Annotated in this window: 22 protein-coding genes; 5 read left to right on the top strand and 17 right to left on the bottom strand. The window is 44.7% G+C overall.

Going from position 1 to position 23,332, the window contains the following annotated elements:
* The first annotated feature begins 89 nt into the window (after window positions 1-89).
* From NQ518_RS07050 to NQ518_RS07035, 4 genes are all read left to right on the top strand, one after another.
* Complete coding sequence (locus tag NQ518_RS07050; protein ID WP_227205394.1) at window positions 90-455, top strand: four helix bundle protein; 366 nt, start codon at window positions 90-92, stop codon at window positions 453-455.
* A 176-nt stretch (window positions 456-631) separates the two neighbouring features.
* The gene (obgE, locus tag NQ518_RS07045) at window positions 632-1,804 is read left to right on the top strand and encodes a GTPase ObgE (RefSeq protein ID WP_227205396.1); all 1,173 of its coding nucleotides are present in this window, start codon (window positions 632-634) and stop codon (window positions 1,802-1,804) included.
* A 92-nt stretch (window positions 1,805-1,896) separates the two neighbouring features.
* Complete coding sequence (pgeF, locus tag NQ518_RS07040) at window positions 1,897-2,616, top strand: peptidoglycan editing factor PgeF (protein WP_227960286.1); 720 nt, start codon at window positions 1,897-1,899, stop codon at window positions 2,614-2,616.
* A 69-nt stretch (window positions 2,617-2,685) separates the two neighbouring features.
* A complete protein-coding gene (locus NQ518_RS07035) occupies window positions 2,686-3,807 on the top strand; it encodes a M23 family metallopeptidase (RefSeq protein ID WP_227205401.1) in 1,122 nt (373 codons plus the stop codon).
* Between the two features lie 241 nt (window positions 3,808-4,048).
* On the opposite strand, the gene NQ518_RS07030 is transcribed toward NQ518_RS07035, so the two are convergent.
* The 13 genes from NQ518_RS07030 to NQ518_RS06970 all read right to left on the bottom strand — a co-directional run bounded on the left by NQ518_RS07030 (window position 4,049) and on the right by NQ518_RS06970 (window position 19,678).
* Window positions 4,049-4,396, bottom strand: a complete 348-nt coding sequence (locus NQ518_RS07030) for a DUF2019 domain-containing protein (protein ID WP_227205403.1) — start codon at window positions 4,394-4,396, stop codon at window positions 4,049-4,051.
* Between the two features lie 120 nt (window positions 4,397-4,516).
* Window positions 4,517-4,909, bottom strand: a complete 393-nt coding sequence (locus tag NQ518_RS07025) for a hypothetical protein (protein WP_260107719.1) — start codon at window positions 4,907-4,909, stop codon at window positions 4,517-4,519.
* 344 nt (window positions 4,910-5,253) lie between these two features.
* A complete protein-coding gene (locus NQ518_RS07020) occupies window positions 5,254-5,664 on the bottom strand; it encodes a hypothetical protein (protein WP_227205405.1) in 411 nt (136 codons plus the stop codon).
* Window positions 5,665-5,767: 103 nt separating this feature from the next.
* Window positions 5,768-6,256, bottom strand: a complete 489-nt coding sequence (locus NQ518_RS07015; protein ID WP_227205407.1) for a hypothetical protein — start codon at window positions 6,254-6,256, stop codon at window positions 5,768-5,770.
* A gap of 283 nt (window positions 6,257-6,539) precedes the next feature.
* Window positions 6,540-6,953 carry a hypothetical protein gene (locus tag NQ518_RS07010; RefSeq protein ID WP_040563244.1) on the bottom strand — a complete coding sequence of 138 codons (414 nt, stop codon included), beginning with the start codon at window positions 6,951-6,953 and terminating at the stop codon, window positions 6,540-6,542.
* 287 nt (window positions 6,954-7,240) lie between these two features.
* Complete coding sequence (locus NQ518_RS07005) at window positions 7,241-8,407, bottom strand: thioredoxin family protein (RefSeq protein WP_227960287.1); 1,167 nt, start codon at window positions 8,405-8,407, stop codon at window positions 7,241-7,243.
* Between the two features lie 10 nt (window positions 8,408-8,417).
* Complete coding sequence (locus tag NQ518_RS07000) at window positions 8,418-9,581, bottom strand: hypothetical protein (RefSeq protein WP_227960289.1); 1,164 nt, start codon at window positions 9,579-9,581, stop codon at window positions 8,418-8,420.
* A gap of 89 nt (window positions 9,582-9,670) precedes the next feature.
* Window positions 9,671-11,395: a S8 family serine peptidase gene (locus NQ518_RS06995; RefSeq protein ID WP_227960291.1), complete on the bottom strand. Its 1,725-nt coding sequence runs from the start codon at window positions 11,393-11,395 to the stop codon at window positions 9,671-9,673.
* A gap of 74 nt (window positions 11,396-11,469) precedes the next feature.
* Complete coding sequence (locus NQ518_RS06990; RefSeq protein ID WP_227960293.1) at window positions 11,470-12,363, bottom strand: putative zinc-binding metallopeptidase; 894 nt, start codon at window positions 12,361-12,363, stop codon at window positions 11,470-11,472.
* Window positions 12,364-12,382: 19 nt separating this feature from the next.
* Window positions 12,383-13,879 (bottom strand): RagB/SusD family nutrient uptake outer membrane protein, encoded by a 1,497-nt coding sequence (locus tag NQ518_RS06985; RefSeq protein ID WP_227960294.1) that lies wholly within the window; start codon window positions 13,877-13,879, stop codon window positions 12,383-12,385.
* 20 nt (window positions 13,880-13,899) lie between these two features.
* Entirely contained in the window at window positions 13,900-17,313 is a 3,414-nt protein-coding gene (locus tag NQ518_RS06980) for a SusC/RagA family TonB-linked outer membrane protein (RefSeq protein WP_227960296.1), read from the bottom strand.
* A gap of 971 nt (window positions 17,314-18,284) precedes the next feature.
* Entirely contained in the window at window positions 18,285-18,476 is a 192-nt protein-coding gene (locus NQ518_RS06975) for a hypothetical protein (protein WP_036871354.1), read from the bottom strand.
* Between the two features lie 20 nt (window positions 18,477-18,496).
* On the bottom strand, window positions 18,497-19,678 hold the full coding sequence (locus tag NQ518_RS06970; RefSeq protein WP_227960298.1) for a phosphoribosylaminoimidazolecarboxamide formyltransferase: 1,182 nt from the start codon (window positions 19,676-19,678) through the stop codon (window positions 18,497-18,499).
* A gap of 247 nt (window positions 19,679-19,925) precedes the next feature.
* Here NQ518_RS06970 and NQ518_RS06965 point away from each other — a divergent pair, with 247 nt between their 5' ends.
* Window positions 19,926-20,234, top strand: coding sequence for a hypothetical protein (locus NQ518_RS06965; RefSeq protein WP_227960300.1), 309 nt, complete (start codon window positions 19,926-19,928; stop codon window positions 20,232-20,234).
* Between the two features lie 125 nt (window positions 20,235-20,359).
* On the opposite strand, the gene rplS is transcribed toward NQ518_RS06965, so the two are convergent.
* The 4 genes from rplS to NQ518_RS06945 all read right to left on the bottom strand — a co-directional run bounded on the left by rplS (window position 20,360) and on the right by NQ518_RS06945 (window position 23,103).
* The gene (gene rplS / locus NQ518_RS06960) at window positions 20,360-20,719 is read right to left on the bottom strand and encodes a 50S ribosomal protein L19 (RefSeq protein WP_004350775.1); all 360 of its coding nucleotides are present in this window, start codon (window positions 20,717-20,719) and stop codon (window positions 20,360-20,362) included.
* Window positions 20,720-20,966: 247 nt separating this feature from the next.
* Window positions 20,967-21,554: an aminotransferase class IV gene (locus tag NQ518_RS06955; protein ID WP_227960302.1), complete on the bottom strand. Its 588-nt coding sequence runs from the start codon at window positions 21,552-21,554 to the stop codon at window positions 20,967-20,969.
* Window positions 21,551-22,528 carry an aminodeoxychorismate synthase component I gene (locus tag NQ518_RS06950; RefSeq protein ID WP_374211143.1) on the bottom strand — a complete coding sequence of 326 codons (978 nt, stop codon included), beginning with the start codon at window positions 22,526-22,528 and terminating at the stop codon, window positions 21,551-21,553. The genes NQ518_RS06955 and NQ518_RS06950 overlap by 4 nt, the downstream gene beginning before the upstream one ends.
* Entirely contained in the window at window positions 22,525-23,103 is a 579-nt protein-coding gene (locus NQ518_RS06945; protein ID WP_227205425.1) for an anthranilate synthase component II, read from the bottom strand. The genes NQ518_RS06950 and NQ518_RS06945 overlap by 4 nt, the downstream gene beginning before the upstream one ends.
* Between the last annotated feature and the right edge of the window lie 229 nt (window positions 23,104-23,332).

The following is a 23,332-nucleotide window of genomic DNA, read 5'->3' as shown; positions in this document are numbered from 1 at the left end:
GCAATGTTCAAACCTCAAAGCTCAAAGTAAATAAAGTTCAATGTTCAATGTTCAATGTTCAAAGTAAGTAGAGTTCAAAGTAAATGTTTATGTCTGAGGATAAAATCATAGAAAATGACATCTATCTATTGTCAAAGGAGTTTGCACTAAGAATAGTGAATCTATATCGTTATTTGACAAAAGAATATGGTGAATATGTTCTGTCAAAGCAACTCCTTCGTTCAGGCACAAGCATTGGCGCGAATGTGCATGAAGGTAAGAATGCTCAAAGTCGTCCAGATTTTACAACAAAGATGAACATTGCTTTGAAGGAAGCGACTGAGACTGAATATTGGATTGATTTACTTTATGAAGCAAGATTTATCAATGAGCAAGAATATCTTTCTATCTCTAATGATTGCGAGCGTCTCAAGGCTGTCTTAATTAAGATAGTCAAGGCAACCAAAGGAACTTGAATCATTTTCAAAGTTCAAAGTTCAAAGTAACCACAGTTCAAAGTTCAAAGTTCACAGTTCAAAGTAAGTAGAGTTCAAAGTAACCACAGTTCAAAGTTCAAAGTTCACAGTTCAAAGTAAGTAGAGTTCAAAGTAGCTACAGTTCAAAGTTCAAATCTCAAAGTTCAAAGTAAAAGATGGCTTCCAATTTCGTAGACTATGTAAAGATATGCTGCCGCTCCGGTAAGGGCGGCCGGGGATCCATGCACCTTCGTCATGTAAAGTACAACTACAACGGCGGACCCGACGGTGGTGACGGCGGAAAAGGGGGTAGCATCTATCTCCGTGGAAACCATAACTACTGGACGCTGTTGCACCTCAGGTACGACCGACACATCTTTGCCGAGCATGGTGGAGATGGTGGTCGCGACAAACGAAGCGGAGCCGACGGCAAGGATATTTATATCGACGTGCCTTGCGGAACGGTGGTGTATAATGCCGAGACGGGCAAATATATCTGTGATGTCACCGAAGATGGACAAGAGGTGCTGTTGCTCAAAGGCGGCAGAGGCGGACTGGGTAACTTCCAATTCCGCACGGCCACCAATCAGGCACCGCGCTATGCGCAACCCGGTGAGCCTATGCAGGAACTCACCATCATACTCGAACTGAAGCTCCTGGCCGACGTTGGCTTGGTAGGTTTCCCCAATGCGGGCAAGTCTACCTTGGTGTCAGCCATATCCAGCGCACGCCCCAAGATTGCCAACTATCCGTTCACCACGCTCGAACCCTCCTTGGGCATCGTGGAATACCGTGACCACAAATCGTTCGTCATGGCCGACATCCCGGGTATCATCGAAGGGGCGAGTGAGGGAAAGGGCCTTGGACTTCGTTTCTTGCGACACATCGAGCGCAACTCGCTGCTGCTCTTCATGGTGCCGGGCGATACCGATGACATCAAGCGGGAATACGACATCTTGCTCAACGAGTTGCGAACGTTTAACCCCGACATGATGGACAAGCATCGTGTCTTGGCGGTAACGAAGTGCGATTTGCTGGATGACGAACTCATGGAGATGCTCCAAGAAACCCTACCTACCGACCTTCCGGTGATTTTCATCTCTGCCGTGACGGGAAAAGGACTCAATGAACTGAAGGACATTCTGTGGCAAGAACTCAATAGTGAGAGCAACAAACTCAAGGGAATCATTGCCGAGGACAATCTGGTGCACCGTGACAAAGACCCTGACAAGTTTGCCGCAGAGTTGGCAGATGAGGGAGAGTTCGCCGAGATAGAATATGTCAGCGATGATGATCTAGAAGATGTTGCCGACCTGGAAGATTTTGAATACGAAGACCTGGACGATTGACCAGGGCTTCGATACAACCAAACAACGATATTTTGACCAACCCACAACTCACATATCATTCCCTGAACCCGCGCGTAAGAGCATTCTCTTCCATGCGGAAAGGTGGAATGAGTGTAGGTCGGTATGGTGAATTTAACATCAATCCTTATTGCGGAGACGCGCCCGATGCGGTCATGATGAACCGCAAGGCCTTGTGTGCCGAGCTACAAATAGACGATGCCCATTTGCTGATGGCACACCAGGTTCATGGCACCGAGGCCCGAATCATCGGAGAAGAGTTCTTCTCCCTCTCGCCGTCTACACGTCAGCGGTTGCTCGAAGGCGTTGACGTACTCATCACGGCCATCCCCCATGTTTGTATTGGCGTGTCAACAGCCGACTGCATTCCTGTGCTGTTGTACGATGAAGAGCACCATGCCGCCGCTGCCGTGCACGCTGGTTGGCGCGGAACGGTGGCGCGCGTCGTGCAAAAAGCCGTTGCGACGATGCAGTTGTCGTTCAAAACTAAGCCCGCTCATCTGCATGCTTGTATCGGACCGGGCATCTCGTTGCGCCATTTTGAAGTGGGCGATGAGGTGTATCAGGCCTTCGCCCAAGCCGGCTTCAACATGCCTGCCATCAGCCAACAGGTGGACAAATGGCATATCAACCTGCCCGAGTGCAACCGCTTGCAACTGTTAGAAGCGGGCGTAAGTGATGATCGAATTCTATCCACCGGCATCTGTACGTACGAGCAGGTGGATGCATATTTCTCGGCCCGGCGTTTAGGCATCCAGTCGGGCAGAATCTATAACGGCATCATTTTGTTATAAATCATGCAGGCAGCGCCACCCCTGACAATCGGGAGTAGTGCCATGTCTGCACATTATTTTTGTTGATCAATGAAACTACATTTAAGAAATATACTCTTGGCGGCAACTACCGTTGTGACGCTGTCTGCGTTTGCACCCGTGGTTAACCAATTCACTGCGGCCGAACAGCAGCAAATCAGCATCTCCACACCTCATCTGTTTGACAAGGAAAAATCGTTTTCAATCGACTTCACACAGCTCAAGGACAACGAATATTCGTTTCCGCTTCCTGTTGGAAAGCCCAAAACCTTGCCCAATCTCTACATGGAGATAGCAACCAAGAAGGGTGATGCCGTGAAGGCCATGTTCGGCGGTGTGGTTCGCTTGTCACGCAAGTTTCCCGATTACGGCCATGTGGTGGTGGTTCGACATCCCAATGGTTTGGAAACCGTTTATGGCAACAATGCGCAAAATCTGGTTAAGGTTGGCGAAACTGTGACGGCGGGACAAACCCTCGCCATCGTGGGTGAGCGGGGTGGCAGAGCCTTTTGTACGTTTGCCATCATGGTGGATGGTAAGCGCATCCGTCCCGAAATCATCATCGAGAGCAACAGTCATCAGCTCAGACGTCGAATGATTCAATGCACAAAAAGAGGCCGTCATGTGGATGTGGCCGTGGTGACCGACCAGGAACGACGGCTGGGTGTCGATCCCGACAATCCCTTTGCTCAAGGTAACTCGTTCCAGTTGAATTTGGCTGAGGTGGAAAAATCTGGTAATTGGGCGTTTCCCTTACCCGGCGCCAAGCTCATCAGTCCTTACGGAGGCAGACGAGGTCATAGCGGATCAGACCTCAAAACCAAGCCGAAAGATAAAATCTTGGCCGCCTTTGATGGTGTGGTGACCCTTTCTGGGCCGCATTATGGTTACGGAAATTGTATCACCATCAAGCATCGGTATGGCTTTGAAACGCTGTACAGTCATCAGTACAAAAACCTGGTCAAGGTGGGACAGCGGGTGAAGGCCGGTGATGTCATTGGCCTCACGGGGCGTACGGGCCGAGCCACCACAGAGCATTTGCACTTGGAAGTGAAGTTCAGGGGAAGACGAATGAATCCGAACGTGATATTCGACATACCAAACCGCAAGTTGCAGAATGTGACGTTAACATTGACAAAGTCGGGCCGCGTTACCTCAAAGCGTAACCGCTAATCGTGAAAAAATTAGTCAATCCATTTATAAAACTCTTGTTTGGTGTTGAAAACTTGAGTTTTTCACTTCCAACCTGGAGTGCAAAGTGCCGAAGCGTTCTCGTATATTCATTTTTCTTTGTTTTGGACTACAAATATAGCAAAAGGCAGAGAATCTTTCCCTGCCTTTACGCATAATTATTTAGAACAAAATTGATTATCAGATGATTATTTTGATAACTCTCGATTGTAGCATTACTGAGTTATAATATTAGGGTCCCTTTTTCCCACTCATCTATAGTCATTTTAGCTGTTAGCGAATGAATATTATTGCCACTTGCAATACTTTGCAATATTTGCATAGCATTGCGTTCAAAAATAGGCAAAAGATATGTTGCAGCCCACATGCGAACACCAACAGATTCGCTATCTAGAAGTTTAGACAATTGCTTAAGGCTATTTGTCTCTTTTAAATAACGAGCACTTTTAGCTATTACCTGATAGCTTTTGTTTGCTTGTGCGTAATTACCTGTTTCTGTTGCTTCAGCATGCTTTATCGCAGCTTCTTCAAATTTCCTGCAAGCCGCTTCTATTTTTTTTAAGGATTCCATTCAAATTTCTTTAATGTTTCTTATCGCTGTCGTGCATTGTCGTTTGTGTGCCACGTTTGTTGTTCTTTTTATTTTGACAACGCCCGATTTGGGACATTACCTAATCTGAAATATAATCATTCATTTTTCATATACTTGAGTCTTAGTGACATCCGCAATACCTTCAAATATTACACTCCTGTCATTTAGTTCCATGATTTTATTTACATATTTCTTCCCATAAATATCTACAAGATATAATGAGTCTTTTCTTATGGAAAATGTAAATTGATATATTGTATCTGCGCGTGAATGGAAAACTGCACTATCATTGTCAAAAAATTCAATATAAGGATAATTAACCTGTTTTTCGCCTCTCATTAACACCCATTCCCCATACAACCTCTCTTTAGATATTGTTATATTATGGTTTTTCTTCGGAGTACAAGATACAAAGAGAATGCAACAAGTTAATATATTAAAGAATTTATTGCCAAAAAGCACTTGTGCTACTTCCAAGTTGTGATCTTCCATTTTTGTCATAATTTAATTTTTCTAAATGGAGCATATCTATGTCACTCTGTAGAACTTTACGTTTGTCTGGGTTTAAAGTTCCCGTAGAGTCAACCAGCAAGTGCAAAAATAGTCAATCCTTTTATAAAACTCTTGTTTGGTGTTGAAAACTTGAGTTTTTCACTTTCAGCCTGGAGCGCAAAGTGCCGATGCGTTCTCGTATATTCACTTTTCTTTGTTTTGGACTACAAATATAACAAAAGGCAGAGAATCTTTCCCTGCCTTTATGCATAATTATTTAGAACAAAATTGATTATCAGCCAGTTATTCTGACAACTCCCAATTTGGAGCATTACCGGATTTTATCACAACTTAAGTAGTAATCCAATTGCATTATTGCGATTATCTATATTAAAAGTCTTTTTTGCATCTGTATCTGGGAAAACACCTTTTTTGGTATATACAAAAGGCGTAACAATAATTTCTTTTTCAGCCAAAGAAAAACTAATTATTCTGTGCGATTTATATAATATATTCCAACTCTTAATACGCATTTCTTTTAGCACATTCTTTGCTGTTTCTTCAGTTACAGATACTCCAGAATTACTATATTGCAAAGCTATATTTATCACACTTTCCATATTACGAACATCATTTATAGAGACTACAAAACATGGTGGATGTGCAATCCATAACCCTAATTCATTTTTTGATTCAGGATAAATTTTAATCTCTGTATCCGTTTTGCATACAGTTATTTGTTTTTTTATATTCATAGTTTTATCTATTTATAACCAAGGAACATTTTCTTTTTGAGAGAAGATTTATAATTACCATATATTATAATGACAACTCCCAATCTAGGGCATTACCAATACTTTAAATATCGTTATTCAAAGTATTTTGCAACATTCTGAAAGTTTTGCTTTTTTTGTCTATTTTGTATAATTTATAGATACTATCATAACTGCTTATAACAATTACTGAATCACTGATGCTTTTTATATTATATTTATCACTTCCTAAAATTAATAGACTATCTTTATATAGAGACCACCTCTCGCTCCATAATTGATCGCGTAGATAATATTTTTGTATTTTATTTTTATCGATATGCTCGTAAATAAACCATTGTCCATATTTGTTAAAATAATAATAAATAAAATGATTATCATCTTCATGTTCCTTTGTTTTCCAAAAGCAATAAGAGTCTCCGCAAATAATTTCAGCACCATTCTTTTTATGAGGTTTACATGATATTATCCAAAATAAGAGAACAATAAAACCTATAAAATAATAATAATGTATTTTGCAGTCCATTAACTTCTTGCCAGTGGACTGCACTTTATATTTAAAATTGTATTTCATTGCCACCATCTAAATAAATAGGAACACTATTTACACCATTTGCTTTTAAAAGTTCGGATGCGTAGAGACAACCAGCAAGTGCAAAATTAGTCAATCCATTTATAAAACTCTTGTTTGGTGTTGAAAACTTGAGTTTTTCACTCCCAACCTGGAGCGCAAAGTGCCGATGCGTTCTCGTATATTCATTTTTCTTTGTTTTGGACTACAAATATAGCAAAAGGCAGAGAATCTTTTCCTGCCACTACGCATATATTATTGAAGAAAACTCTTAGAACTCAAGTGATTATTTTAACAACTCCCGTTTTGAATCTTTACCAAATGCATTATTTTTTTCAACTAAACTTAAATTCTCGATGAAATATATATTTGATGTTAGTGATGTTAATTCTAATTTTAAATCATATTTCTCTCTTAAATCACCTTGTGTATAATCATCAAATCCTATACAAAAATAAAGCTTATATGTATTGCTATCAACTTTCTCATAATATGGCCCAGTGGACATTGTTTCCTTTTCACCTAAAGACTCCAAGTTATTTGGTAATCGTTTATGAATGCTTCTGTAGCGTTCTATCTTATCTATAAAGACTTGCCCTTCATTTTCATATATTCTATTTTCTCTATACTGCATATAACGAATTCCACCAAGTATAGTAAGAATTACAACTAAAATGATAAGCACCTTCTTCATATTCATAATAGTATAAATTAACGTGAAATAACGAGCTGCATAACCGAGTTTATGCGTTGCTGCATGGGCAACTCTGAAGAATGAGGAGTGAATAGTAGGGCGTTTTTGGCTATAGTTCTTGCAGGGTAGTTATAATCGTTTGATTATCTGCTGGTTACAAAAACATAAAAAGCCTTTCCAATAGCATGGAGATTAGGGCCCAAAGTCATAGAGATTGGGCTGTAAAGTCATGTAGATTGGCGTTCAATAGCATGGAGATTAAAATCCCGTCTTAAATGCCCTTCCTTACTAAGTCATTCTTTCGTGTTTTCTCCCGTGTATTCCAAAATCCGCTGTTCCAATTCTTCGTGCTTGGGGCCTACAATGGTTTGGGGCTTTCCTTTTGTCGGAATCACTAAGAGAGTGGGGAGGGCTCTGATGCCTAAATCGGCCGCCAATTTCTTCTCTTGGTCATAATTAACCTTATAAAACTTGATTTTTCCAGCGTATTTTTTAGCCAATTCGTCAATCAATGGCGACAAGCGTTTGCACGGTATGCACCAATTGGCCCAAAAGTCAATAACGCACGGCACATTGTCGCGATAGGTATAAGGTGTGGAAGCCGTGTAATCCCACACATGATCTAAGAAATAGGTGCGCCCGATGTCAGTGGGTTTGCCCGTTTCAACGACAACGTCAGATTTGGAAACAGATTTGTAAACGATGGCATTTTCATCGTATGCCTGAAAGTAGATGGACGCTTTCGTGAAATCGATGGACAGCAATCCATGTTGCAAAATGCCGTTACCTAAGAACGAGTCAGCGGCCTCTTTAGTAGTTGCTGTGGCTGTTTTCCATTCCGTATGCGCTATTTTAAGTGAACACGAGGTTGCAGCACCCAGCTGTTGGCATTGCTCTTGAGAGAGTGTTAGTCCAGATGATTGGTCTAAGCGCAAAGGCAGACTGACGTTCTGTTGATTTACCATGACCGGAAAACGCAATACTTGTTGAGGAGCTTCGTTCAACCTTATTCGATTAGACAACTTCATGAAATCGGGTCGATAGGGCGCAGAGATGGTTAGTTTTTGATTTTTAGCATCGATGGTAAGCACCACATTGCGGAACATGTCCATGCCCAACAGTCCTTTGACATCCTGTTCACGATAGGTAGCCGGTGCAGATTCCACCGCGAACGACTGTTTTTCGGCATACAAACTTTTGCCTAACGATAGTGTGTGGGTGGTGTTTTGAACCGTTGCGGACGTTGACTTTTCTTCTTGAAACAGCACTGTCTTCTCGTTTAACGCCAACACGAAAAGGGCAGGTTGGTCGTCTAACGTCATGTCCAGCGCGATTTCACCCTGACGCAGTAATTGATAATCGAACGTCTCTTGCGAAGTGTTGTTCACCTGTGCTTTGGCACTTGTAGGAATATTGGCCAACAACAATAAGATATAGATAAGTAATGAATGTAAGCGCATCTTGATAAAATTATAATTTATGAATGGTAACTTTAAACACTTGGTGATGGCGACGAATCGTCAGTTCGGCCTCCTGATCTTTGATATCCTTAAATATATCAACGATAGTCATTTCACTTAAAGGCAACGTGGTGATGTCATGGCCATTGACAGCCGTCACTTCATCGCCAATTTCAACTTGTGGTTGGGTGGTTCCCCATATCGTAGTAACCTCAAAACGCTGATTGGCTGGCAAAATTCCCACATTCCATGTTTGCTTTTTATTTGCGAAATCGGCTGTGGAAATTTCGTAGGGTTGGAAATAGAACCTACCTCGCGGATAGTCAATGGTTACTGTGCCATACTGCAAAAGTTCGGCTCCTAAAATCGTGGGGATGCCCGCTGCCGCCATTGCCGGCGTATTTTCAAACTTTTTACCGCTGATGGAAAACGGCGCCATGCGTACATATTTTAAAGGTTTCGGCTTTGCCAATCCTTCTAATCCAGCACCCACAGAACCCACTCCCTCGCAGGTAATGGTGGCAGCTTGCGCCTGCGAAAGACGCTGAAAGTCGTCTTCGCTCAACGTGAGCAGTTCGGGAACGCCCGTGTCAAACATCATCTGCACGGATTGATTCTTGAATGTTAAGGGAAAATTAACGTGGCATGTTGGCGAATAATCCAAGGGAATGCCGTCAGACAGTTTAAGCCCTTTTGGCCGGTAGGGATAAAATAGGCGAAGTTGTTGCGCATGCCCGTCGATACTCATCACCACATCTTTAAACGTGTCGCCGCCAAGAATGCCCACCACGCCTAAGTCACGAAAGCCTTGTATCTCGGGCAAAGCAATGGTGTTGAGTGTGGTAAAGCGCAAATATCTGCCTATCTTCACCTCCGGCAGGGTAGCTTTTGAATAGCTGTTGGCCTGTCCGTTCATGTCGGTTGTTACCTGTTGGCCTCCTGTCAACTCACCCTTTGCCTGTTCTACCTCACGCCACATGGTGGCTGTCTGTCCGCCCGTGTCTAAGATGTATTTATGGCAACGCCCCTTCACTTCAACCGGAATGATGATTCGTCCATACTTCACCTCATACGCAATGGTGTCAGCATAACGATTAATCGCCGTTGCCTGGCCAAGACACGACATGGGGTGGATAGCCAAAAATGTGAGAACAAGTGTAACAATATATCTCATAGCCAGCGTTGAATGATTGATTTGAAATCTATTTCAAAAAGATTGCTTGATGTTACTTCATCAATGAATGGGCCACACGCCTTGTTGATTTATTTCCTGGTGCTGTTTTTTTCTTGCAATACTTTTTTCACTGCGTTTGCCACATTAACGATGCCACCCGAGATGGAAATGTCTGAATAAGTGAAGAGGTCGTTCACCTTACGGTCGTTCACCACAATCGTTTTCTCTATTTCCATGTCTTGCATGGGTGTCACGGAGCTGTTGAGTAACTCGCGAACCTCTGCGGCGGTGAGTTTGGGGAAGTAAGATCTTACCAATGCGGCGGCCCCGGCCAAGGTTGCGGCAGCCATTCCTGTGCCGGTAGACAGGCCATACGTGTTTCCCACCCCTGCGCTGTATATTTCTTTTCCTGGCGCGTGAATGTCCAATTCGGTTTTTCCATAGTTGGCTTTCAACGATGGCTTACCCAACTTGTCACTGGGTGCGACGATCATCAAGTTGGTTAGTTCATGTCCCGCAATCATCTTCCGGTTGGGATAATAAGTGGTTTTTTGCAAATCTTGCGCACTCTCTGTCACCGGAACAATCGCCAGTACATCGTGCTGTTCGGCGTAGTAAAGTGCGTCGGCAATCCACTTGCGCTCTACGGGAGGGAACAACGTATTCTGCGATGGCAGCAACATTACCTTAGCTCCATGGTCAACCGCATATCTTATGGCCAATGCCACGTCTTTTAAATAAGGGTCGCCAGCGGTCGTTGCACGCAAGGGCATGATTCGGGCAGCGTTGCAAATGCCGTCGGCTCCCTTACCGTTGCCACGGATGGCCGCGATGATAGATGCCTCCATGGTACCTACGTTTGCGTCTTCTGTCAGCAAATCGGCATTACCGTAATGGTTGTCAAGCAAGTTATAGGGGTCATCCCCCACGATGGACTGTCTGTTATCAGTGCTGTGTTTTTGCAAATAGGCTTCGTATTCCTGCTGAGCTTGCTTGATAGGCGTACCCGCCATTTCTACATCATATATCTTTTTCCACGAATTAGTCTTTGCCAAGGGGAAGCTGTAGCCTAAAATCATGAACGCCATGTCGGACAATAAATCTTTTGGAGCATTCTTGTCATACAACGTCTCGAACTCTTTTTGCGTAATTTCTTGGCCGGGGAAACGTTCTTTCAGCTTCTTGTCAAACACCTTGGTATAGTGCTTCACCATCTTGGCAGCCAAGATTCCAGCGTAACGTGAAGCCAATGGCGATTCGTACACAATGGTGTCACGATAGTAGTGATACTCCTGTACGTTTGCAGGCGGTGCCACTTCTACCATCTCATCGCCTTGGAAGCGAAAGAAACGCTTGCCGTCTGATATGTAGTCGGCATACTTTTCTCGTAGTCTGAAGTATTCGCGATCGCCCTGGTTCATGGTGGAAGTCATGGCAATCGTGGTTCCGTCTTTGTCAATCCCGCCAAGGAAATTCCATCCATGCACATCATCAACCAGTCCGTTGCCGTCATCATCCTTTCCATTCAGTTTCTCTTTTTTGTTCTGCCAAAGCATGGTTTGGTAATCCTCGTGCATCAAATCGATGCCCGACCCGATGAGTGCTACCGTGATGGGTTTGGCTTTTCGGCCTTGAAGCAAACGATAAGCCTCGTTCACTCCAATACCATAAACCTTATCTTGGGTAGGAGAGAGATTGTACCAATCCAGCTCTTTCTGCGGTAACTCCTGTGAATGAATTTTGACAATGCTTACTGGTTGAAACAAGAGGCATAAGGCCAGTAAACCGATATGATAGAACTTAAAATATTTCATAATTGATGTTGATGGATTATATATCGTGAGTTTAATTCGTTAAATGTGATACTCGTACAACGAAGTGTGAGGAACTACTGTGCGGTTGACATGTCGCCAATGCGCTGAAGGTCAACTTTGAAGTTGTTTTTAAAGTAGTTAATCACCACTTCGTACTTTTGTTTAACCTTGTTATGAGACAAAAGTCCATCGGCTGTTTGTAACTCGCTGGCAGGCGTAGATACGATTGTTTGCAAATAGTCGTACCAATCTTCGCGCACACTGTTCTTATGTCGGTCGTCTATAAACCCCGCATCCAGACTTCCATCCACATCTGTACCGTAGGTAGATATGGCAGCAAAGGCCTCTGGAATGGCTTCACGGAGAGCACCTTTGTTGATGGTAGGATAAATACGGCGCAACAACAATTTGCAAAGCTCGATGCGAAATTCGTCTTTCTCTTGTCGTGTCATCTTCTCGATAGCACTATTTCCATGATTGACGGCAAAGAATTCGTATCCTTCAAACGCATTGACAGGCTTGTAATCGTCATGAGTTGGTTCTGTTGTGTATCCTCCTTCTAAATAATACAGCTCGCTGCAAAGCAGAATACGCAGCGGTAAATGCTTCTTCAAAAAGCTGCTTGGAAAAAGGTTGAGGAACTCTGTCTGCAACATTTTTACTTGCTCTCCCACATATTTCTCGTCAGGTAGCTGGTATAAATACCCTTCATCAGCCATTCGTTCTTTGCTCCACAGATAGTTTCTCGTCACGCCCCAATCGAATTCCGAGGGTTGGTATTTATAAAGAACCAATGTGCCTGTTTGCTCAAAGATGCGCTGAATGGCAGCATCGTATGGATGGTTACCTTGCGGTAGGCGATGAGATTCGAAGGCGTCCTTCTGCTCTTGAATAGACGAAATGGGGTCTTCATTGCCACAGCTGATGAGGAGAAAAGCTGTTAGTATGTATAAAAAATAATGTTTCATCTTGTCAATTGTTTATCAATTAATCCAATTCCGGATTGCGTTGTCTTACTTCTAATGGAATGGGCAATACATATTTGCTGCTGTTTTGTTCCAGCTTGTAAGTTGTGGTTTGTCCACTCACGATGGAAAATTTGTGTTCGATGGCTGGCATTCCTTGTCGTTTTAAGTCAAACCAACGATGATCTTCAAAGCATAGTTCACGTCTGCGCTCTTGCAGACAGAAGTCAATGAGCTTGTTCGCATCTGTGATGTTGATGGGTTGATATGTACCCGTGAAACGAGATGCGCGTAAAGTGTTCAGGTCACTCAACGCGGCTTGTCTTAGTTTTTCATCCTTATTTTGTAAGTACAAGCGTGCGTTTGCTTCTGCTCGGTTGAGATATGCCTCGGCGACGCGCATTCCCTTGGTGGGATTTTGCGGTACTTTGTCGCTTTTACGTCCTACCAAGAGATGTTTTTCTGGCATGAAACCATTCATGGTAAGATAGCTGTAGAAGTAAGCTTCACGCCGGATGTCATCGGGTTCGTAGAGTGATTCCAAGCTTTTGCTAACCGTAAAAGCGGGCAATTTACCGAAATCGATGTGCGGATTGATACCTACAAAGAACGCATCATATTCGCCATTGATAGAATATCCCCATATCAATTCAGGACTGTCACTATTGTACACTCCCCCTTTTGCCATGTCGTACAACACAATACCTTGCCAATCGTCGTATGTATAGTATTTGCTTAGCTGCCTTAATGTAGGTTTTTGGGCGATTACGGCATTGCTGTAGCGTGCCGACTCAGCCCATTTGCCCTCGTATAAGTAAAGGCGTGAGAGCAAAAGGTCTACAAATAAAGGTGATACGGTGTAGACGCTGGCTTTATACTCACCGCAACTCTTCCACAGTTTTTGAGAGGTTAACAGGTCTTTTTCTATTTGTTGATAAACTTCTGCTACGGTATTACGCTTAGGAAACTCATCTTTTACCGTCGATTTCAGTATTAATGGAACACCCAAAGCGTCATTCAATGCTGGGTTAGCTGTATTGTAAGCAGGCGCGAAAGTGTTGACAAGCAAGAAATAATAAAACGAACGAAGTGCCAAGGCCTCTGCCTCAATCTTTTGTTTAGCTATGCTCGAGCCTGATACTTTTGGCAACTGATCAATCACTACGTTGCAACCATTAATCCAATGATACAACTGTTGCCACGAATTGCTCCAGGGAATGTTGTTCTTTTGCATTTGCTCAAACATGTCATTAGCCCATGTAAATACGGCTGCTCCTGCACGAAGAGCATCTTCCTGATTGGTGGCATCCGAATAATTGCTTTCAACATCGTCTGTCAACAGTTCCAGATATGAAAAAATAGGAGTGTGCGAAGCGTATCCATCGCCTAACAATAACTCTTCCAAGTCGGATGTTGTACTGGGTCGCACTTCGTCTTGACTGCTTTCAGACAAGAAGTCATTACAACTCGAAAGCAGCAATGCGATGCATGAAATGTATAGATAAATATGCTTTTTCATAAAACTATGTGTCTGATTTATTAAATTCCAATATTCAAAGTCACGCTATAAGTTGGCATAATGGGCTGTGCGCCAGTCGCCACTTCGGGGTCGATGCCCTTGTAATCTTTGCTCACTACGATGAACGGATTGCTCACAGAACCGCTTATAGACAGATTATTGAGCGACATTCGTTGTATCAATTTCGTAGGAACCGTGTACGACAGCGAAATGTTGTTGCAGCGCATGAACGATGCGTTGACTACTCTTGCTGTAGAATAGTTGTACAAACGATGCGCATATTCGTTCGACCCATTCGGCAAGTATACCATGGGAATGTTATGATTAGGAATGGAAGGTATCTGCGTATGCTGCTCATCACCAGGTTTTTGCCAACGGTTCACCATTTCTTTAGACAGATTGCTGTAGGCCGATGGCGTGCTGTTGTTGAGATAATCTTCGCTGAACAAATCGGTTAAGAAGCGTTTTCCGCCCAACGCAATCGAAAAAGAAGAGGACAGAGTGATTGATTTCCAACGCAATACGGTAGACAAACCGCCCGAAATATCGGGTTCTGTAGTACCTGCATACTTCATGAAAGAGGTCGCATCCAATTTATCAGCGCCCTCTTCGATGGTAGGAATGCGGAAAAGCGGATAACCACCTTGCGCATCTAAGCCTGCGAAATCCCATGCCCAGAAAGCACCAACCGGATAACCTTCTTTGTGAATGGAACCACCTGAGGCAGCGCGCCAGTTCTGATTTTCGGCCATGGTCGACTTGATTTCATTGAAGTTTTTCGCCGTGTTAACCGAGATGTTCCATACCCAGTCCTTGGTTCTGATGGGCGTAAAGGTAGCTGTAAACTCAAATCCATAGTTATTCATGTCGCCCCCATTGATAGGCATGAACATCACGCCATATTCGTATGGTACGGCTTTCGAAACGATAAGGTCGGTTGTATGCTTGGAATAATACTCGGCACTGAAAGCAATTCGGTTTTTCCACACGCCAAAGTCTACCCCCAGGTTAATGCTCTTGGTTTTTTCCCAACGCAAATTATCATAAGGCAACGATTTTATTTTCAGGATGTAACGGCCTGTTCGAAGATCAATAAAGTCGCGCCCACGTCCTAATTCTGCAATCAAATCGGGGCCATAGTTGCTTGCTACATTGCCTTGCCACCCGTACGAAGCGCGGAAATTGAAGTCGCTAATCCAACGAATGTCTTTTATCCATGGCTCGTTGATGATGTTCCAACGTGCTCCAGCCGACCACACAGGCAAGAAACGGTTACGCTCATCTTGTCCGAAGCGGTTGGATGCGTCGGAACGAATGCTTGCCGAAAAGATGTAACGCTCATCAAAACTATACATACCCGTGGCAAACATACCTACCGTATTTATCTTACGGTCGATGATAGTGTTATTGAATTGATGGTAAAGATCGTTCTCTATCCAGCGTGAGGCATCCAACGGATCGATAACCTGACGTGGAGGAAAAATGATAGATTTGCCCCGGTTGGGGAAGTAACCATACAACGTGGTGTTGTAGCCGTCGTACTTATTACTTCTAATCTCGCTTCCTGCCATCAAACTCATGCGATGCACGTCACCGAAAATCTTGTTGTACGACAGTGTGCCGCGTAAGGTATAATTGGTATTACGATTCTCGGTGGTATTGAGTTCGCCACCATGAGGCAAGCGAGATTTCTTATATTCCAGTTCGCCAGGCTCATACAAACCAAACTCGTAACCACGAAGATTGGAAATAAAGAAACTCTGTTCGTCGGCAAACGATGACCCCACCACGTTGGAAAGATTATAGCCAAACAAGCCTTCAAACTGCAATCCCTGCAAGATGGTCCACCGTAAATTGGCAGATAATGCCACAGAATTTGTTGTATTGGTGTTGCCCGTACAATCCATCTCGTGCAAAATGTTGTACATACGTCGGTTGGCGTCTTGGGATTTCGCATAATAAAACAAACTTCCGTCTTCGTTATAGGCTGGTATGGCACGATTGATGGTAGACGCATATTGATAAGGATCTACCCTGAAAAAGCCGTTCGTCTTGTTAGAAGCAGCGTTCAGACGCACGCCCAAGTTGATTTTATCGCTCAAACGGATATCGACACTCACCGATGCACTGTAATTCCTGGCATCGTTACCAACAGAGATACCGTTAGTGAACGAACTATTGATGGACGCATAATACTTAAAACGGTCGGTACCACCACTTAGACTAACGCTGTGATTGTGACTTACTGAGTGGCGAAATAACTCCTTAAACCAGTCGGTGTTGTTCATGCGAACCTTCTCAACTTCTTGTTGAAACTGTGCGTACGATATCTCTTTGCGCAAATATTGCCCCAGCAATCCTTCGTAACCGATGCGCTCCAATGGTCGGTTGGCTTCGCTCACCAATCCTCTTCTATAAATTTCTTCGGACACATCTACACGCTCAGAAGAGTTCATCAAGTTCATCTTACTATAATAGATGCGCGGCGCAACGGTCATGCCGCCGCTATAATTGACCGATATTCGGCCGGCTTTGCCTTGTTTGGTGGTGATGATAATGACGCCGTTGGCTGCTTTCACCCCGTACATCACTGTTGCCGCCGCATCTTTCAGCACCGATATGGTCATGATGTCGTTGGGACTCAGCCAAGAAATAGAATTTCCCACAAAATTCTTGATCATGTCAAAATTGTCTTGCGAGATGCTTCCTAAGGCATCTAAGTCGCGCGGCTTGAAAGGCAACGGATCTTCTTGTATGATGCCATCCACCACCCAAACAGGCTCTTGGTTGCCCAACAAGGTGGAGGTACCACGCACGCGTACTTTCTGGGCCGTTCCTACCAATCCGCTGGTGTTTAACACACTGGTTCCCACAAGTTTGCCTTGTAGCATCTGCTCAATGCTTTGGTGCCCATCGTAAAACAAATCTTCGCTTTTTACGGTGTTGGCAGAGCCAATCATCTCATTCTTTCTAATGCGTTGATAGCCCGTCACCACCACTTCATCTATAAGCTCTACCCCGTCTTCCATCAACACTTTCATTTCCTTCTCGCCCTTCCATGGAAGCAATAGGGGCTTCATGCTGGCGTAGGTAAACTGCAATTTTGGGGCGGCTACGTCGGTCTCCAACCTGAAACGTCCTTCCAAATCGGATTGTGTACCCTGCGAGGTTCCTTTGATAAAAATGGTTACTCCTGGCAATGGTTCTTTGTCGGTAGCCGACAACACAATGCCCTGGATAAGGTGCTTGCGTGGCCCATCGTTTGATTTCGCTTCGGTGGTGTGCAGCGAATCTGTCTGAAAATTGTTTTTCATTGAAGCCGCATACACATCAAAGTTTACCGCAGCCATTGGTCCTAATAAGCAACAAGTGATGACAATACTTTTCACAACCCATGTGAAAAGTAACTGTTTTGCCGATTGATTATTTGTCATACATCATCAAAATTTAAAGACATTATCCTTTCTTTGTCTTTGTTATACTTCATTTGAATTACCTTAAAAACAATCTGGTATTCTTAAATAAAGTGCAAATGTAGTAAGAAATATTGCAATAAGTGTGAATTTATCTTCCTTTTTGCAACGTAAAGCACGTTTTATCTTTACGTTGGACGGTTGAGGGAGGGGTAGAACTGTCGAAAGGCCGTCACTGCTTAACTCTCGTTGGCGCATTTTATCCCATTTCGGCAACGAGGGTAACGGTGCCCATTACGTTGTGATTTTTTACCAATTTCCGGCCCAAAAACGGCATCTGCAAATTGACAAAATAGAAAAAAATGATAGGCAAACAGGATGCAAATAGGCGATTGTTTGGTGAGAAAACTCGCGTTTTACACTTAAAATCTTGTTTTTTCTCCATTAAAACCATCCTTTTGCCCGTTAATCTGCATCTTATTGCAGGTCAAAGGCATGTAAATTGGCCTCTTAAAGCAATGATATTCAACCTGGAAAGATAGGAAATTCCCGCTTCTCTGATAAGTGATGTGCGTAAAGTGTTGGCTATTAGCGATATGCGAAAGTCGCTTATTTTGGGCGTATTTGTGACCAGCGGCGAGGTTGTTTGCAAATTCGCCAAGCATGGAGAGGTGCGTTGTCAAGAAAAATCGCAGTAAGGGAGGGATTTAGTTGACGAGTTGACAAGTTGACGAGTTGACAAGTTGTTAGTTCTTTAGTTCACAAGTTGACGAGTTCTTCAGTTTACAAGTTGACGAGTTTACGAGTTGACAAGTTGTTAGCTTCTGTGCTCTTGTCGGCTAATGCGTGGTGTACAAGTTGACAAGTGCTTTTGTTGTCAAATAGACAAGTTCACGAGTTGATGGGCAGTTAGCATCTTTGCTGATGTCCGCTAACTCCCATTAACTCCTGCTAACTCCCATTAACTCCCGTCAACTTCCGTTGCCTCTGAGCTATCTTTTCTTGTTCCTATTGGCGCGCTGTTGGCGGTATTTGGCCTTTTGACGGGCCGACCCACTGCCATGTGCGCCAGTGATGTATTGCTTCTTTTTGGCTTTGGTCTTTACCTTTCCATCGTCCTTTTGCTCTTTCGGCGGTTTGCGAAACACCAAGCCATTCTCTAAAATGTCATCAAAATCGTTCATGTCTGTAGGTGTAATGTCTGTTAATGATGGAACAGTCGGACGCCTGTCATGGCCATGGCGATACCATATTTATCGCATGTCTCAATCACATGGTCGTCGCGAATGGAGCCTCCGGCTTGAGCGATGTACGCTACACCGCTTTTGTGCGCGCGCTCAATGTTGTCACCGAAGGGGAAGAAGGCGTCGCTACCCAAGGCCACTTGCTTGTTTTGGGCTATCCAGGCCTTCTTTTCATCTGCGGTGAGCGGTGCAGGTTTGGTGGTGAAGAAGTGTTGCCAAGTGCCGTCTTGCAGCAAATCTTCGCATTCGTCACCAATGTACTGGTCAATGGTGTTGTCACGGTCGGCACGGCGAATATCTTTCTTGAAGGGCAAATCCATGACCTTTGGGCATTGGCGAAGCCACCATGTGTCGGCTTTTTGCCCCGCCAGGCGTGTGCAATGGATGCGGCTCTGCTGTCCGGCACCGATGCCGATGGCCTGTCCGTCCTTTACATAGCATACGCTGTTGCTCTGGGTGTATTTGAGGATGATGAGGGCGATGATGAGATCTCGCTTGGCTTCATCGCTGAAATGCTTGTTTTTGGTGGGGATATGCATGAAGAGTAAATCGTCATCAAGCTTGATGTCATTGCGTCCCTGCTCGAAGGTAATGCCGAAAATCTGTCGCCGTTCGATGGGTGCGGGAACGTAATTGGCATCTATTTGGATGACATTATAGGTGCCTTTGCGCTTTTGTTTTAAGATGTCGAGCGCCTCAGGCGTATAACCGGGTGCGATAACGCCATCGCTCACCTCCCGCTTAATCAATGTGGCGGTGGCAGCATCGCAGGTGTCGCTCAGTGCTACAAAGTCGCCATACGAGCACATGCGGTCGGCTCCGCGTGCCCTGGCGTAGGCACATGCCAGCGGCGAAAGTTCCATCTTGACGTCGTCAACAAAGTAAATCCGCTTCAAAGTGTCGTTCAAAGGAAGTCCGATGGCGGCTCCTGCCGGCGATACATGCTTGAACGAGGCTGCCGATGGCACGCCGGTTGCTGCTTTTAACTCTTTTACCAGCTGCCAACTATTCAGGGCATCGAGGAAATTGATGTAGCCTGGTCGGCCGTTCAAGACTGTTATGGGTAACTCGCCTTCTTCCATATAAATGCGGGAAGGCTTTTGGTTGGGATTGCATCCGTACTTCAATGCTAATTCTTTCATGATGGAATGGTGTTTTATTTTGTTACAAAGTTACGAATAATTATTTTGTTATGCTGGCTATAGGCCTATTTTTTACGCTTTTGTCCATTATCTTACTTGACGGCAAAAAAATAAAGGTTAGAATGCAATTGCATTCGTATTTTTTCAGTACTTTTGTGTCGTGTTAACAATTGATGGGTTGAAAAGCACAGGTTTCAACAGGTCAATCGGTGACAAGACATGTCAAAATAGGGATGTTCATCAGCGAATGTTAGACGATTTTAAACTCCTTCTGCAAGAAGTGGAGGGTACGATTGGTAAGAAAATCACATTATCTTCTGATTTTGAAAAGCTGGCCCAATTGTTTTCCAATCGTGGGTTAAGCATGACGGAGAGTGCGCTCAAGGGCGTGTGGAAGCATGTAAGCATGAAAGAAAAGCCGTCCAAGGCTACATTGGATGTGCTGGCTTTGTTTGCCGGATTCCAGAGTTGGGACGATTTTAAGCAGGCGTTGCATGGTGAAAACAATGGTGACTTGGAGGGCGAAGACCCTCCAAAGCGCCTTCGTCATGGCTGAGATTGATAGGTTGATGACAGGGAACTGCATCGTTTGCATCAGGTGGTAGATATATAAAAAGAGGTTTAATGATTTCGCTCATTAAACCTCTTTTTATATGTTCTGAAGTCTGAAAAGACTGCGTGTTACTTGTTTGTAACCGTTCTTCTTTCCTGAATGCGAGCCCTCTTACCTGTAAGGCCACGCAGATAGTACAGCTTAGCACGACGTACTTTACCGCGTTTGTTCACTTCAATAGAGTCGATGTTGGGTGACTCGATAGGGAAAATACGCTCAACGCCTACTGTTCCGGACATCTTGCGAACGGTGAAACGCTTCTTGGTGCCATGTCCTGAAATCTTGATGACAACACCACGGTAGAGCTGAATACGCTGCTTGGCTCCCTCGACGATTTTGTAAGCGACAGTAATAGTATCTCCAGCTTTGAACTCTGGAAACTCATTGCCGGTTGCAAATGCTTCTTCAGCAACTTTAATTAAATCCATTGTATTTGGTCATTAAATATTGTTTGTCGTTCCAACACAACATGGCGAGCAACTCTTCTACTGCCAGCGGTTATGCCGAAAAGCGGTGCAAAGTTACGACAAATATCCCATACTCACAAACATTATTGCTATTTTTATCGCAGCGTAGCACAGATGTCTGTTGTTGGCACATACAGCTTTCGGAAATTTATTATTTTCATCTGCATGACGGCTTCTTGCGGATGGTTGCGCCATTGCCTTCCCCTTTTCACAAAACCAGGTCTTTTACAGCCATTGGAGGCTGGCATCCCAAAGGTTGCATGGCATTGACGAAGTGGATGTATTGGTAATCTGAGAGTTGAGTTGCACCGATATCCCTGGTGAGGATAGCCTGCTCGTCGAGCAGACGTTGGCGCATCGTCCCACAGAGGAGCGGACGGGTAGGGGTGAATAGTCCGTCGTCGTTTTGTAGGATGATGTTGGCATACGCGCTGTCGGTGAGGAGCCCGTTCTTGAGGATGATGACATCGTCTGCCTGTGCGCCGTGCCACAATGTGTTGATGGGTGTACGGTCGGCATACTTGTATGGATAGTCAATGTCATCGCCATTGACTACCTTTACTATCATGCGGGGTCTGAGGATATAAGGCTGAAAGTCTATTTCCCGTATTTCCGTATCGTATACCACCCTACATTTGTAGACACCTTTGTGGCAGGCATGCGGTATCCTGATGCGGGAGAGATTTATTCTTGTGTCGTAGTGTGCCTTTAGCGTGCGGTCAACACGTTGTTGGTGCAAGTCGAGCTGTTGCAGGACTCCGTCCACAAGGCGGATTGTCTCAAGGAATTGTATCATGTCGCGGGGAGGTAGATCTTCTCTATTGTTTCGTTATACTCTGACAGGCAGATGCTGTTCACGGTGATTCCGCCACCACTGCGGAAGTAGAATTTGCCCTGTACCTTCTCTATATAGCGAATGAGCACGCCACTGTCGAGCCGCTCGCCATCGTAATATCCAAACACGCCCGTGTAGAAGCCACGCTTTTGCCCCTGCTCTGCTTTGTGGATAAGGTGGATGGTGGCCGTCTTTGGCGCACCTGAGACAGAGCCTGCGGGAAGCATTGAGAGGATGATGTCGCCCAGTTTCGCCTGCCAGCCATTGTTGAGTGTTCCTTTTATCTCGCTGCTTACCTGCAGGATGGAGCGTTGGGGTGTATCTATCTGGTCGATATATCTGAATCGTGCAACCTCTACCTCGTTGGCATTCAGTCCTAAGTCATTGCGAAGCAAGTCTACCACCGTAACGTGCTCTGCCGTTTCTTTCGGGTCATTGAGTATGGTCTCCCTGGCATTTGGCAACGCGGCATCTATTGTTCCCTTCATCGGGTAGGTGGAGATGGTGTTGCCCTCGATACGCACAAAGATTTCTGGCGAGAAGCAAACGAAGTGCTCCGGTACAAGGAGGCAGTACGGGGCCCGCGACGTTTCGAAGATGTCAAGCATCGAGGCGTTGCAGGCAATGGGTGTTTGCATGGTGAGATTGGCAAGGAACGAGTCGCCTCTGTGCAAGCCATGGCTTATGGTATCGAAGCGTTGTTGATAGGCCTCAAGGCTCATGGGGTGAGCGGTGAGGCGTGTGTCTATGTCTTTTCGCTTCACGGTGCTGTTGCCTCCTAAGGGTGTCCGGAAGAGAATGTCTTGCTGTTCAAGCGGGTTTTCCATGAATATGGCGTTTTCAAGCTCAAAGTCGAAGGCAAAGAGAAAAGGTGTATGGGCTGCCGCGCAGCGGTTCATCTGTCTGGCAACAGTGTGGGGCGAGGTCATTTTCATACGTTATAGAAGTTTTGGAGCATTTGTAATCCGCAAGGTGTCATGAACGATTCGGGGTGGAACTGGACACCAAACAGCGGGGCGTTCCGGTGTTGCAAAGCCATGACCATGCCGTCACTGGTTTCAGAGACGACCTCAAGGCAACGAGGCAGGCTCTCCTTTTCCACTGCCCATGAGTGATAGCGTGCCACTGTTGTTTCCTGCCCAAGATGCTTGAAGAGCGGTGATGTGTCGTTAACCCTCACTTGTGAGGTGCCGCCGTGCACGGGGTGTGGCAGCTGGTACAGCTTTGCCCCGTAAGCTTCCGCCAAGGCTTGGTGGCCCAGACACACGCCAAGATAGGGCACCTTGCCCTCTATGACAGGGAATATTTTAGGCAGAAAGCCCGCCTCTGAAGGCAGCCCGGGGCCGGGGGAGGCCACGATATGGCGGTATTGCAGTAGGGAGGAAAGTGAGATTGCATCGTTCTTCCGCACCTCAAACCGCTCGTTTTCAGGTGCTGCTGCCCGTAAAAGGTGAAAGAGATTGTAGGTAAACGAATCGTAATTGTCAATGATGAGGGTACACATTGTCATATATACATTTGTGGGTTGATGAAAAGGCTCGCATTGGGATTCCTATGGAAGATAGGATATGGAGAAGTAAACAGTACCACCCTACATCATGCTGCACGGATGGTGCAAAGGTAATAAAAAAACAAAAGAACGCCACCATCATGGGCTGTTGTTTTTCTTTGAGGCCATGGCACGGCTCTTTCATTTAAAAAGTCTTGGTTCTTTTTTTTTGCTAAATACCATTATTTTA

Origin of the sequence: Hoylesella buccalis ATCC 35310 (assembly GCF_025151385.1) — a bacterium.
In the GTDB taxonomy this organism is placed as follows: Bacteria; Bacteroidota; Bacteroidia; order Bacteroidales; family Bacteroidaceae; genus Prevotella; species Prevotella buccalis.
The sequence above is the reverse complement of the archived record's forward strand: the minus strand, read 5'-3'. Positions and strand labels throughout refer to the sequence as shown.